The organism is Vibrio glycogenivorans, from assembly GCF_051660965.1.
Classification (GTDB): domain Bacteria; phylum Pseudomonadota; class Gammaproteobacteria; order Enterobacterales; family Vibrionaceae; genus Vibrio.
Genome location: NZ_JBPVIS010000015.1, coordinates 70161 through 83204, shown reverse-complemented (window position 1 = coordinate 83204; position 13044 = coordinate 70161). Strand labels below are relative to the sequence as shown.

The window sequence follows — 13044 nt, the reverse complement described above, 5'->3', positions numbered from 1 at the left end:
GTTACCAACATCCCAATATCCCTTAAACAGGTTTACACAAGAATGAGGCTAGTTGTAGAACCTAAAAAAGAGACATTTTAACTTTGCTATAAAGTGACATTACAACTTTGGCCCTACACCCCTAGTTCGTATTATGTATATTATGGTAAATAGGATTTATATAGATGCACTCATATCCACATTCACTTGCTCCCCTCATCTTCAATTGGTAAGCGCATTGAACATAATTGTATTTACCATAAAATACCTAATAATCATCTAATTATCTGTCGATTAATTAGATGATTATTAGCTGCGTATATCATTTGTAATCTATCGTTCGCTCAGCTCATAGCTGTTAGTTAGTTCGCTATCATTCTCTGAACATCTTTACACTTTAAGCTTGTCTTTGTCAGTCCATGCCAACAAAGACAGCAGCATTTAAAAAAATTGTCGCTCATTGCAGCAATTAGAGTTTACCAAGATGATCTGTGTAGCCATTTGACCGTCAATAATGAGTGTTGAACCGATCATTTGCTGTAGCAACACCACTCGTGAGCCTTGTGATGAATGTTTGCTTTTTTGCTGGCTTTGGTCAGAAAATCAGACAAACCAGACTAAATCATCGATCTAAGCTTGCATTTGTGGCGAATAAATAGACAATGGCAGCGTTGATTGATTAACGCTTGAATGAATGGATTTGAATCGAACCCTACGGGAGTCTGTTAATGAAATTTATCTGTGTCTTGGTCTGTCTTGCCTTGTTTGGCATCTCTTCAATTGAACACTCTGAAGCTTTTGCAGCTGGCTCGATTGTGGCCTTATTATCTTTAGGCGCTTGCTATTGGATTGCATTTCAGCCGACGTCGATGCCTCAATTTGCTATGGGAATGTTGTTTCTTGGCTTACTGGCAAAACTGGTGATCACTTCGCTAGGCTTATCGCTAACCTTTATGGCCAACTTGGCTTCTTCACCTTTGATAGCGATTCTGGCTTACTTGTATACCTCAATTGCTGCATGCATTTACTGGTATCGTAAACGAAATCACCGCGCACAATTGAATGCGGCTTAAGGCAGTTAGGGTTGCATGAGTTTGGTTCGATACCATCTACCCAAACGCATGCAACCCAAATTTATGACCGAATCAAGCCAAGAGCGGCAAGACGAATAAAACGCACCACGCCAGATTGCAGCAATGCGAAGCTAAGAATGCAGATCACCAACATATCGGTCGTCGCATTGCCCGTCATGCTCAGTAATCGCAAGCCAACGATCCGCAACACTAAGTCGATGACAAACAACAGACAACTGCAGACAAAAACTTCAGTGATGCTCTCCACCAAGTTGCGGGTATTTTTCATGATATTTATCTCGCTAGACTATGATTTAGCAATCGCTAGACTCAAGTTCAATACTGGTCGCTAGTACTTGGTCTATTTTTCCGACCACCTCACTTTGTCGAATCGGCTTACAGATGAATTCATTCATTCCGCATGTAAAGCATTGATTTTTATCTGTTTCCATTGCGTGTGCGGTCAGTGCAATTATCGGTGTGTGACGGTTAAACTCACGAATTCTTTTTGTTGCGGTGATACCATCCATCACTGGCATCGAGAGATCCATAAGTATGACATCCACTTTATTTTGACTATCACGCATATACTCAACAGCCAGTGCGCCGTTATCAACAGTTGAAACTATAAAGCCACTGTTTTCTAAGATAAGTTTTGCAACTATTTGGTTGGTTTTTGTGTCTTCTACCACCAAAACATGCTTGCCTACCCTCGCCTGCGCTGATCCTAAACCATTGCCCTCATTAGCAAGGACCTTACGGGTTTCCAGTGGCATCCTGATCTCGACCGTCGTTCCTTGAGACTCTACAGAGTCGAGGTGAATAACCCCACCTTTCAACTCGACAATATGTTTGGTGATACTAAGTCCCAAACCTGACCCGCCAAACTGTCGGGTAATGCTTGAGTCAGCTTGGACAAACGGCACAAACAATTTGTCCAGGTTCTCGCGAGCAATACCGATCCCCGTATCAGTGATCGTCAGCAACAATTCGCCATCTTGTAGTGATGCGTAAAATGAAACCGACCCCTCATAGGTGAATTTCACAGCATTACCAAGCAAATTAAAAATGACCTGTGATAGACGACTCGAATCCATATAGGCATTAAGGTCTCCCTTTATATCTATCACGAAGTTGAAATCGAGCTGCTTATTTTTTGCTAGCGTTTGATGGTAAGCAATGCTGTTCTCTAACGTTTTCCTCAGCCCAACCCAACTGCGGTTGAGTGGGAAGCTACCACGCTCAATTTGAGTAACGTCGAGAATATCACCGATCAGTGCCAGTAGCATTTCAGCAGATGTGGTCATTTGCGACAGAATATTTTGCGACTCACTCCCCTTGACCTGTTGCGATAGCACATCGATGTAGCCCAATACCGAGTTCAGCGGAGTGCGAAACTCATGACTCATCATGGCAAGGAATTTGGATTTAGCTTCATTCGCTTCAATGGCTTTTCGCTTAGCGTGCTCGAGCTGAACTGTTCGCTGACGAACCAAGATGGTGAGCTGTTCTTTATGTTCTATATCGAAGACCGCGCGCTCCAAAAGCGGGCGAAAGCGATTAAGTGTCTCTCTGGTCTCAAGCGAAAACTGGCCGGGCTTATTACCCAGAAGTAATATAACCGCATCAGAGAGCTCGCTGCAGACACCCACCAACAGCGCGGAGTTAATTGATGGGGTGATACGTCGGTTAAGGATCTGAATTTCTTCGATACGCGTCGCATCGAAGATAACAATCGTCTCTCCCTCCAACACGCGGTTAAACTTAGGGCCATGCTCCCAGTAGACAGAGTTGAACTCCGCTGAGGTCGCTTGCAAGCACGCATAACTGGTTTGGTGTTTGCTCTTAGACAACACTAAAAACTCGTCAAACTCGATATACAGAGAAAGCACTTTGTGCAGCTCTTGAAAAATCTGCTCTTTGTTTGAAGCCCCCGTTATCTTTGAGATAGCGTCGAGAATGGTCATATTCTCTTTGAGCAGAGCAGCCTCTCTTTCTCGGCTGCGATTAAGCTCAAACAGCGCTTCTCTTAGCTGCTCCTGACTTCGATTTGGCATCGTTGCTGGTCCTTGCTTATTTCTACTGATGGAAGACCGCAGAGGTCACCATCAAATTGGCATGTGCAATTTCACCGCCGATGAAGCGCCCCTGTTCACCAAAGGTAAAGGGTGACAGGAATGGTGTAGAGCCTAGTGCATCCACAATGTGGTGGTAAACTTGACGAATATCCTCTTTGAGATACATCATCGGGCCTGCGCAGATAACAAAAATGGCGCCCTGCGGCGTATTGCCGATGGAAGCATCTTGCAGCACTCGTGCAGGGCGAAGGATCATCTCATCTTGATTACCATCCATCATAGTGACCCTGTCACCCTCTTGAATATCAGTAAATAAGAGGATTGCTCCCTCTTGATTACTCACTCTTATCGGATGTGATAGCTTGTAGTAGCTGTGGTCGAACAGCTCACCGACTTTGCGCCCGAGCGAGTACTTAGTCACAAGATCAAATTCGAAGTGCAACGGGACATCAACACTGGCGTACTCGGCAATCCAGCGTCGGTAGACTTGTTCAGCTGGTTCACCATCGATTTCAAATATTTCTCGACCACAAGATTTGGTCACAACGCCAGAAAACGGTGTTTTCGAATAGCCGGAACTAAAAGAGTGTGTGCATTTGGTTTTGGTGTAGAACAGCATCAATGCCACCCCAGACTGGCTGCATTGACTCTCATCAAACAATGACCATAGCCCCCAAACCCGATTGTCCGATGCGCTGCCACCGACAATGGGCACCGGGGAAATGAAATAGTCATCAATGGCAGAAACGACACTCTCCTCAAGCCCAGGCGTTGGATGACAGAGAATAAATGACGGCAGTTCTCCGATGCGGTCAACCTGCTCAAGGGCTGAGTCAAGCGCGGCATGGATTGATTGGCGAGTTTGCTGCTTGGTTGGGATCTGTGCGACTAAGGTCGTGTAGCTGCTTGCAGCGTCGTCATAGATTGCCATCACGCCAACCACGGTGCCAAAATGGACACCTTTATCACTGAACACGCCACGACAAGTCGAGCATGCCACGATGGGAGTATCCGGAAATGCGCTTTTGAGTTCAGATTGCAGATGATTTGGCTCGAACTCTTGACTGTAGTAACAGATGATACTGCTCGGCTGCTCACTCGGCAGTTGTTCTCGGATCTGTAAAACCGCTTGGTCAGGTTTATTAAGTTGGCTAATACCCGTTGCAAACTTCATCAAAATTCGTCGATCTTCGGTTAAATTGATTACATCTTAGCGCGTATACTAATCCAATATGTTGAAAAAAAACATTAATCTAAAGCAATGATGAGATCGATCGCTCGCTGATTGTCCATTTCTGTGAGCTTGAGTTTTATCTCGCCGAGTTGCTCGTTTTCTACAGGAACTAAATAACCGTCATTAGTTTGTTGCAAGTTTGTGCCAACGGCACCGGTTAGCTGCCAAGTCGGCTTTAAACCTGAGATCAGCAATGTGCCCTGCTCGGTACGCAAAACAGCAATGGTAACGCCGGCTTCTATTTTACATGCCTCCCCAAGCGTACACTTTACTGACCCTTGCTCTGCTTGGTTATAAGCTACGGTACGCCACCAAAACGCCGTCATCAACACAGCAAGAGTGATTAATATTTGTGCAATTCTAGCTTTAGTTAACGGTTGCGCTGCCATCTCCAATTTACCTCGTGTTACAAACTTCAAAGTTTTGAAATAAAGGATCTATTTCCAACTCACTACCAGGTTAACACTCTGTCATTAAAATGTTAACTGCAGTATAGTTGATAACGAAAATGTCACTTTTATAAAAATCATCAGGGAAGATGGTTAAAGTTATAAGTTTCAATTCTCTTCTCTCAAATGATTTTGGTGGCATTACGACGCAAGTCGTGTTGGAAGTAAAGTGTAGTTAATACCCATCAACTTGCCCCTGCGATCATGATGACTCCGGTCCCGGGTGTGGATGGTGCGGTATGTTTGAAATTGGAAGCATGTAAATGAGCCAAGAAAAGCAGCTAGAAGAAAACTACAACTACACCGTGGTTCGACAGTTCACCCTAGTTACTGTTTTATGGGGCATTGTCGGCATGGCCGTAGGTGTATTGATTGCCGCTCAATTAGTTTGGCCACAGCTAAACTTTGATACGCCGTGGTTGACGTACAGTCGGTTACGTCCATTGCATACTAATGCGGTTATTTTTGCGTTCGGTACCAGTGCTCTGTTCGCGACCTCCTATTATGTCGTGCAGCGTACTTGTCAAACCCGCCTGTTTGGCGGTCCATTGGTGCCATTCACCTTTTGGGGCTGGCAAGCGATTATCCTTTCAGCAGCCATCACACTGCCTCTGGGACTCACGTCTGGTAAAGAATACGCCGAACTTGAGTGGCCGATTGATATCGCGATCACCCTAGTATGGGTGGCCTATGCCATCGTCTTCTTTGGTACCCTGATCAAGCGAAAAACCTCCCATATCTACGTGGCCAACTGGTTCTTCGGCGCCTTTATACTGACGGTTGCCGTGCTGCATGTGGTCAATAGCATGGCGATCCCCGTCTCTATGGGTAAGTCCTATTCGGTGTACTCAGGCGCAGTTGATGCCATGGTACAGTGGTGGTACGGGCATAACGCCGTGGGCTTCTTATTGACCGCTGGCTTTTTGGGTATGATGTACTATTTCGTGCCCAAGCAAGCCGAGCGCCCGATCTATTCCTATCGCCTATCGATTGTCCATTTCTGGGCACTCGTTTCTTTGTATATCTGGGCAGGCCCTCACCATCTACATTACACGGCCCTTCCCGACTGGACCCAATCCCTTGGCATGGTCATGTCATTGGTTTTATTTGCCCCTTCTTGGGGTGGTATGATCAACGGTATCATGACGCTGTCAGGCGCCTGGCATAAGCTGCGTTACGATCCTATCCTACGATTCCTAATTGTTTCCTTGTCTTTCTATGGCATGTCGACATTTGAAGGTCCGATGATGTCAATCAAGACTGTCAATGCGTTGTCACACTACACCGACTGGACTGTCGGTCATGTTCATTCTGGCGCGTTGGGCTGGGTGGCCATGGTCTCAATTGGTTCGGTTTACCACTTGATCCCACGCCTATTTGGTCAAGAGCGGATGTACTCAGTCAGCCTAATTAATACCCATTTCTGGCTTGCGACTATCGGTACCGTGCTTTACATCGTGGCGATGTGGATCTCAGGAGTGATGCAAGGATTGATGTGGCGCGCAGTCAACTCGGACGGCACGTTAACCTATAGCTTTGTCGAGTCGGTTCAAGCCTCCTACCCGTACTACACGGTTCGCTTTGTCGGCGGATTGATCTTCCTCGCGGGTATGTTCCTCATGGCTTACAACGTCTACAAGACGGTTGTAGCGCCACAAGGCAGCCTCAAAGCTCAACCTCAACCGGCATAAGGAGACGATGATGAGTTCTAATTCGAACAATCGCCACGAAATCGTGGAGAAAAATGTCGGTCTATTGGCAATATTGATCATCTTCGCCATTAGTTTGGGCGCGTTGGCTGAAATCACGCCGTTGATTTTTCAAAAGCAAACCACTGAGCCTGTCGATAATCTTCGCCCGTATACCGCGCTCGAAATGGAAGGTCGCGATATATACATTCGTGAGGGCTGTAACGTGTGCCACTCGCAAATGATCCGCCCTTTCCGCTCGGAGACTGAGCGATACGGTCACTACTCTGTTGCCGGTGAGCATGTTTGGGAGCACCCATTCCTGTGGGGCTCTAAGCGCACTGGGCCTGATTTGGCACGTGTTGGCGGCCGTTACTCCGATGAGTGGCATCGTGTGCATTTGATCAATCCACGAGAGTTGGTTCCAGAGTCAAACATGCCAGGTTTCCCATGGCTTGAGCAAAATGTACTCGATGGCAAGTTGACGCAGAAGAAATTGGAGATCTTCAAAAACCAATTTGGCGTACCGTATACTGACGATCAAATCGCGAGTGCTCAAAGTGATGTGCAAGGAAAGACAGAGATGGATGCCATCATTGCCTACTTGCAATCTCTTGGCCACGCAATGAAATAGGAGGCGTTATGGATATTGGTACATTCCACAGTATTTGGACCATCGTGCTTTTTGTCAGTTTCATTGGCGTTGTGTGGTGGGCTTACGGAAAAAGCCGCAAATCACGCTTTGAGGAGGCAGCAAATCTGATTTTTGATGATGATCACCAATCTGCCACTAAGCAAACACAACAGGGAGTGGATAAATAATGACAACTTTTTGGAGTTTATGGATCATTATCATCACTATCGGCACGTTAGTTGGTTGTGTGGCACTGTTGGCTTGGTGTCAGAAGGACAAGATGGGGGTTGAAGACGGTGCAGATATGGGGCATGAGTACGATGGTATTCGTGAACTCAACAACCCCCTGCCTAAGTGGTGGTTTTATTTATTTGCCGGTACGTTCGTTTTTGCAGCGATCTATTTGGCACTTTATCCTGGGTTGGGCAACTTTCCAGGCTTACTTGGATGGCAAAGCTCAGATCAAACCGTCAAGTCATTAGCAGAGTCTCGCGCCTCTATCGCCAGCGCTCAGTCTGAGCGACGCTTGGTGCAATACGCCAAAGAGCTCGACGATGCGGATAGCTATTTTGGCGAAAAATTCAGTCAATTGGCCAACCTCAGTGATGGCTCGGGTCTTAAGCCACTAGAAGAAATTGCTTTGGATCCGGAGGCGCTCAAGGCTGGTCAAGGACTGTATTTGCAAAACTGCTCTCAATGTCATGGCTCAGATGCGCGTGGCCAAAAGGGCTTCCCTAACCTGACTGATAACGCTTGGCTATATGGTGGCGAGCCTGAGGCTATCATAACCACCCTTATGGAGGGTCGTGTTGGGCAGATGCCGGGGTGGATTGATGTGCTTGGTGAGGATGGCGTACGTGAAGTGGTTTCGTACACGCTCAGCCTCTCTGGGCGCTCGGTTAACGCCAAAGAAGCAGAAGCCGGCAAGGCGCGCTTTGTGGTCTGTGCCGCTTGTCATGGCACTGACGGCAAAGGTAACCCAGCGGTTGGCGCACCAGATTTGACCGACCAAATCTGGCTGTTTGGTGGCTCTCGCGCCGACGTCACCGAGACGATTGTCAACGGTCGCTCTGGCGTGATGCCCGCTTGGAAAGACATCTTGGGTGAAGAAAAAGTCCAGCTTGTCTCAGCCTACGTTTGGAGCTTGAGCAATTCCGATCAATAAAACGTAACAAAACGATAACAGCCCCTTTTTTTAGGGGCTGCAATTCCCTTACATTTTACTCTCCACTTTTACTTCTTTTCGAGAGCGTTTTATGCAAAAACCTTGGTATAAGCAGTTCTGGCCGTGGTTCCTCATTATTCTACCAGGTACTGTTGTTGTATGGACCATCATCACGGTCATCATCTTTTCGAAAAACTCCGTCGATCTTGTCACCGAGGATTACTACAAGAAAGGCAAAGGTATTAACATTGACCTGTCGAAGGTCAATAAGGCGAAAGAGCTTGGCTTGTCGGCACAAATTGACCAAAACGGTGAGCAGATGGTGCTTCGATTGGCGCAAGGCGAGCTCAGCCACTTCCCCGCACTTAAGGTCATGTATGCCCACCGCACTCTGCCTGATCAAGATTTTGAGATGTTGGTAACCGCCGATGCTCAGGGGATCTATCGCTTTACCCCGCCAGCCAGCATCTCAGGGCCCTGGTTCGTTGAGGTCACTCCGCATGATGATCAGTGGCTGATCCAAGGCCGGGTGTTCTTTCCATTAGAGCAACCGACACCACTTACTAATTAGCGTTTTAGGGAGCACTATCCACTATGTGCCAATCGTGTTACCACTGCGGTGAAGCTGTACCAGAGAGCACGAACTTTCAAGTCGAAATCCTAGGCACAATTCGCACCATGTGCTGCCTAGGGTGTGAGACGGTTGCGCAGACGATCGTCGATAATGACCTGGTCTCTTACTACCAATACAGAACCGCCCCCGCCGAGCGAGTTGAGCTGGTCCCCGAGCAACTCAAAGCTCTGATTCATTACGATAATAAGGATGTGCAGGCTGAGTTTGTGCGCAGCATGGAAAATAGCTCAGAAGTGACATTGTCACTGGAGGGCGTATCTTGTGCGGCGTGTGCTTGGTTGATCGAAAAACATGTTGCGGCCCACCCTGGTGTGTTATCAATTAGCGTGAATACCACGACGCTGCGCGCACTGTTGGTTTGGGATGAGTCGGTGACACGCCTTAGTGAAGTGTTGTCGATTATCCATCAACTCGGCTATAAGGCCGCGCCCTTTGAAGCGGATAAACATGAGGCGGCATACCATCGACAGATGAAGCAATATCTCTATCGTCTGGGCATTGCTGGCCTGGCCACCATGCAGGTGATGATGCTGGCGGTGGCTCTGTACCTTGAGGTGTTTGGTGATCTTGAGCAGGAGTTTAAGCATTTTTTCCGCTGGGTTAGCCTGATTTTCGCCACACCTGTCTTGCTCTACTCGGCATTGCCCTTTTATCTCAATGCTTGGCGCAGCCTGAAATCGCGCACCTTGGGCATGGATGTGCCCGTCTCTTTGGCCCTAATGTTTGCCTACGTAGCCAGTGTGGTCGCCACCGTTGAACAAAAAGGTGAAGTGTTTTTTGAGTCGATCTCAATGTTCACCTTTTTCCTTTTGGTCGGGCGTTTTCTGGAGATGCGAGCTAGACGTAAGGCAGCCGCCGCAAGTGGAAATTTACTCAAACTCATCCCTGCAGTCGCGACCACCTTGGAGGGCAACCAAGTACCGGTCAAAACACTGCGTCCTGGCGATCAAATTCGTGTGTTGCCCGGAGAGCATATTCCCGCCGATGGCACGGTTCTTTCTCAAACTGAACTCCTCGTTGATGAGTCTATGCTGACCGGAGAATCACTCCAGGTAAGAAAATGCAGCGGCAGCGCGGTGTATGCGGGCACGCTCAATGGCGATGAAGCCTTTGAGCTCGAAGTCACTGCAGATAAGCATAACTCAGTACTGAACAACATCGTGCGCTTACAAGACTCTGCTGAGCTGTCCAAGCCACGTATTGCCGAGGTGGCGGATGTCGTGGCGCGCTACTTTGTCGCCGCAATATTGCTGATCTCAGCCGTGACCTATTGGTATTGGTCGCAGACCCGCCCAGACGATGCATTTTGGATCATGTTATCTGTGCTGGTTGCTACCTGCCCTTGTGCACTCTCTCTAGCGACGCCAACCGCCTTAACTTGCGCGACCTCGCAAATGAGTGGCTTGGGAATCTTACTACGTAAAAACCATGTGTTTGAGACCCTGTGTAAGGTCAATCATTTGGTGGTCGATAAAACCGGTACCCTGACCGAGGGCAATATTGAGATAGCCAAGGTACGCATTGAGCCGGGTTTTCACCACGATGATTGTGTATCGCAAGCCAAAACCCTCGAAGCTCATGCCAATCACCCGATTGCCAAGGCATTTGCCTCGCTTCCTGGCAAGTTATTAGGCGCTGAAGAGGTTGATAATCATATTGGTTTAGGGGTTGAAGCTACGATTAATCAACAAAGAGTAAAGGTGGGTAGCGCTGATTATGTGCTATCTCAAGGTAATGCTGTAGCCGAAAACAATGCCGTTTATTTGTCCGTAGATGGCCAGCATGCAGCCACCTTCTTCTATCATGACCCGATACGTGAGGAGAGCAATGCCTTTATTCGCAGCTTCATTGAGGGTGGTGCCCAAGTGACTCTATTGACTGGGGACTCTATGCACAACGCTCGCCCAGTGGCCGAAAAAGTTGGGATTGAGCACGTTGTTGCTGGCGCTTCACCACATCAAAAATTGCAGTATCTGCAATCGGTGAAAGAGCGAGATGTCACCATGATGATTGGTGATGGTATTAATGACGCCCCAACCTTGGCCGGAGCCCACTTATCGGTTGCTATGGGCGGAGGAACCGATGTGGCGAAGGCATCGGCTGATATGGTATTACTGGGTGACAAGCTTGATCGCATCCTTGATGCCAAGCAGCATGCGCATAAAACACGTAAGATCATCGCACAAAACCTTGCCTGGTCACTGGGGTACAATATGGTTATCTTACCACTGGCGGTGGCAGGACTCGTTGCACCGTATATCGCCGTTCTAGGCATGTCAGCAAGCTCTGTCATCGTAGTGACTAACTCACTACGTTTACTTAAACATCAATCAATGAGGTGAGCATGGAAAGCATTTATATCCTTATTCCTATCGCCATTATATTAGTCGCGGTCGCGGTCGGCGTTTTCCTCTGGGCGGTGCGTAATGATCAGTTCGAAGACCTTGAACGCCAAGGACACAATATCTTATTTGACGACGACACCCACTTGACGGACAACAAGGTGGATAAGAAGTCATGAACTTGGATCTTATCGGCGCATTTATGGTGGGGATCGCAGGTTCTGTGCATTGCATGGGAATGTGTGGTGGAATCGCCTCGTTGGTTTCACTCGGTAGTGAGCAACAAGGGTCATCAGCCAATAGACTGTCCAATATTGTCGGCTACAACCTCGGACGTTTATCGAGTTATGCCCTATTCGGCGCCCTACTGGGTGGCGCCTTGGCAAGCCTCATCGAACTCTCAGAGCTAACCCAAGCTTTTATTGTCCTCAGACTCCTCGCTGCAGTGATTATGATTGCCCTTGGTTTATATATTGCCCAGTGGTGGTTTGGCATTCTCAAGATAGAACAGATGGGTAAAGGAATTTGGCGGATTATTTCACCACTAACCAAGCGATGGCTGCCGATTCGCTCACCGTTGTCGGCGATACCACTGGGCTTTTTGTGGGGCTGGCTGCCTTGTGGGTTGGTTTACTCAATGCTAACTTGGGCGGTCATTTCTGGCGGAGCCAGTGAGGGGGCATTGGTAATGCTGGCGTTTGGGCTGGGTACTTTGCCCTCTATGCTGGCGTTTGGCATTGGCTCTGTGGCGATACAACAGCTAAAAGCCTCGTCGTTTTTTAAGAAAATAGCGGGAATTACGCTGATCGCTTATGGCCTTTATAGCGCGGTGCATGTAATAACCATGATGACATTACATTGAACTGGCTCTTGTTTTTTTACTACCCCTACAGGTAAGATGGTGGTAAAATATTGATGTACATCAAATTGTAAAGCGGTTGTTATGATTTCGGAAAAGCCTTCTGTAAAACGTATCCAGTCTGGTGGCTGTGCCATCCATTGCCAAGATTGTAGTATTAGTCAACTCTGTATCCCGTTCACTCTCAATGACAGTGAACTTGATCAGCTTGATGAGATCATCGAGCGTAAAAAGCCGATCCAAAAGGGTCAAGAGCTGTTCAAAGCGGGCGACGAGCTTAAGTCGCTGTACGCGATCCGCTCAGGCACTATCAAGAGCTACACGATTACCGAACAAGGTGACGAGCAGATCACTGCGTTCCATCTAGCCGGTGATTTGGTTGGCTTTGATGCGATTACTGGGGATATGCACCCAAGCTTTGCCCAGGCGCTAGAGACTTCGATGGTGTGCGAAATCCCATACGAAATCTTAGATGACCTCTCAGGTAAAATGCCTAAGCTTCGCCAACAGATCATGCGTTTGATGAGCAACGAAATCAAAGGCGACCAGGAGATGATCCTGCTGCTGTCGAAAAAGAACGCCGAAGAGCGCCTTGCTGCCTTCTTGTTCAACCTGTCGACGCGTTTCTCGCAACGCGGCTTCAGCCCTCGCGAGTTCCGCCTCACCATGACCCGTGGCGACATTGGTAACTACCTGGGCCTGACGGTTGAAACCATCAGCCGCCTACTCGGCCGTTTCCAAAAGTCCGATATCTTAAGCGTAAAAGGCAAATACATCACCATCATCGACCACGAAGCCCTGATGGATCTCGCCGGCGTCAGCAAAAAATAACGCTAACCACCACAAACAACCCTTTTTCGAAAGCCCTGACTTAATGTCGGGGCTTTCTTATTTTCCCTTTCGGGAAAG

General features: G+C 47.9%; 14 protein-coding genes. 10 read left to right on the top strand and 4 right to left on the bottom strand.

Going from position 1 to position 13044, the window contains the following annotated elements; all coding sequences use genetic code 11:
* The first annotated feature begins 707 nt into the window (after positions 1 to 707).
* Complete coding sequence (locus tag ACSTTG_RS21220; protein WP_438459353.1) at positions 708 to 1052, top strand: hypothetical protein; 345 nt, start codon at positions 708 to 710, stop codon at positions 1050 to 1052.
* Between the two features lie 61 nt (positions 1053 to 1113).
* Here ACSTTG_RS21220 and ACSTTG_RS21215 read toward each other — a convergent pair whose 3' ends face one another.
* The 4 genes from ACSTTG_RS21215 to ACSTTG_RS21200 form a co-directional block, all read right to left on the bottom strand.
* Positions 1114 to 1341, bottom strand: a complete 228-nt coding sequence (locus ACSTTG_RS21215; RefSeq protein ID WP_438459352.1) for a hypothetical protein — start codon at positions 1339 to 1341, stop codon at positions 1114 to 1116.
* 25 nt (positions 1342 to 1366) lie between these two features.
* Positions 1367 to 3109: a response regulator gene (locus ACSTTG_RS21210; RefSeq protein WP_438476196.1), complete on the bottom strand. Its 1743-nt coding sequence runs from the start codon at positions 3107 to 3109 to the stop codon at positions 1367 to 1369.
* 22 nt (positions 3110 to 3131) lie between these two features.
* Entirely contained in the window at positions 3132 to 4304 is a 1173-nt protein-coding gene (locus tag ACSTTG_RS21205) for an FIST signal transduction protein (protein WP_438476195.1), read from the bottom strand.
* A gap of 74 nt (positions 4305 to 4378) precedes the next feature.
* Positions 4379 to 4753 (bottom strand): hypothetical protein, encoded by a 375-nt coding sequence (locus ACSTTG_RS21200; RefSeq protein ID WP_438476194.1) that lies wholly within the window; start codon positions 4751 to 4753, stop codon positions 4379 to 4381.
* Positions 4754 to 5076: 323 nt separating this feature from the next.
* On the opposite strand from ACSTTG_RS21200, the gene ccoN reads away from it, so the two are divergent.
* The 9 genes from ccoN to fnr all read left to right on the top strand — a co-directional run bounded on the left by ccoN (position 5077) and on the right by fnr (position 12966).
* On the top strand, positions 5077 to 6504 hold the full coding sequence (gene ccoN / locus ACSTTG_RS21195) for a cytochrome-c oxidase, cbb3-type subunit I (RefSeq protein WP_438459348.1): 1428 nt from the start codon (positions 5077 to 5079) through the stop codon (positions 6502 to 6504).
* A 10-nt stretch (positions 6505 to 6514) separates the two neighbouring features.
* Positions 6515 to 7135 (top strand): cytochrome-c oxidase, cbb3-type subunit II, encoded by a 621-nt coding sequence (gene ccoO / locus ACSTTG_RS21190; protein ID WP_438476193.1) that lies wholly within the window; start codon positions 6515 to 6517, stop codon positions 7133 to 7135.
* A gap of 8 nt (positions 7136 to 7143) precedes the next feature.
* Positions 7144 to 7323, top strand: a complete 180-nt coding sequence (locus tag ACSTTG_RS21185; RefSeq protein ID WP_438459346.1) for a cbb3-type cytochrome oxidase subunit 3 — start codon at positions 7144 to 7146, stop codon at positions 7321 to 7323.
* Complete coding sequence (gene ccoP / locus ACSTTG_RS21180) at positions 7323 to 8300, top strand: cytochrome-c oxidase, cbb3-type subunit III (protein WP_438459345.1); 978 nt, start codon at positions 7323 to 7325, stop codon at positions 8298 to 8300. Before ACSTTG_RS21185 ends, ccoP begins: the two co-directional genes overlap by 1 nt.
* A gap of 91 nt (positions 8301 to 8391) precedes the next feature.
* Positions 8392 to 8871, top strand: a complete 480-nt coding sequence (locus ACSTTG_RS21175; protein WP_438459344.1) for a FixH family protein — start codon at positions 8392 to 8394, stop codon at positions 8869 to 8871.
* 23 nt (positions 8872 to 8894) lie between these two features.
* Positions 8895 to 11276 carry a heavy metal translocating P-type ATPase gene (locus ACSTTG_RS21170; protein ID WP_438476190.1) on the top strand — a complete coding sequence of 794 codons (2382 nt, stop codon included), beginning with the start codon at positions 8895 to 8897 and terminating at the stop codon, positions 11274 to 11276.
* A gap of 2 nt (positions 11277 to 11278) precedes the next feature.
* Positions 11279 to 11455 carry a cbb3-type cytochrome oxidase assembly protein CcoS gene (gene ccoS, locus ACSTTG_RS21165; RefSeq protein WP_438459342.1) on the top strand — a complete coding sequence of 59 codons (177 nt, stop codon included), beginning with the start codon at positions 11279 to 11281 and terminating at the stop codon, positions 11453 to 11455.
* Entirely contained in the window at positions 11452 to 12138 is a 687-nt protein-coding gene (locus ACSTTG_RS21160; RefSeq protein ID WP_438476188.1) for a sulfite exporter TauE/SafE family protein, read from the top strand. The genes ccoS and ACSTTG_RS21160 overlap by 4 nt, the downstream gene beginning before the upstream one ends.
* An 81-nt stretch (positions 12139 to 12219) precedes the next feature.
* Entirely contained in the window at positions 12220 to 12966 is a 747-nt protein-coding gene (gene fnr / locus ACSTTG_RS21155; protein WP_438459340.1) for a fumarate/nitrate reduction transcriptional regulator Fnr, read from the top strand.
* Positions 12967 to 13044: the final 78 nt, after the last annotated feature.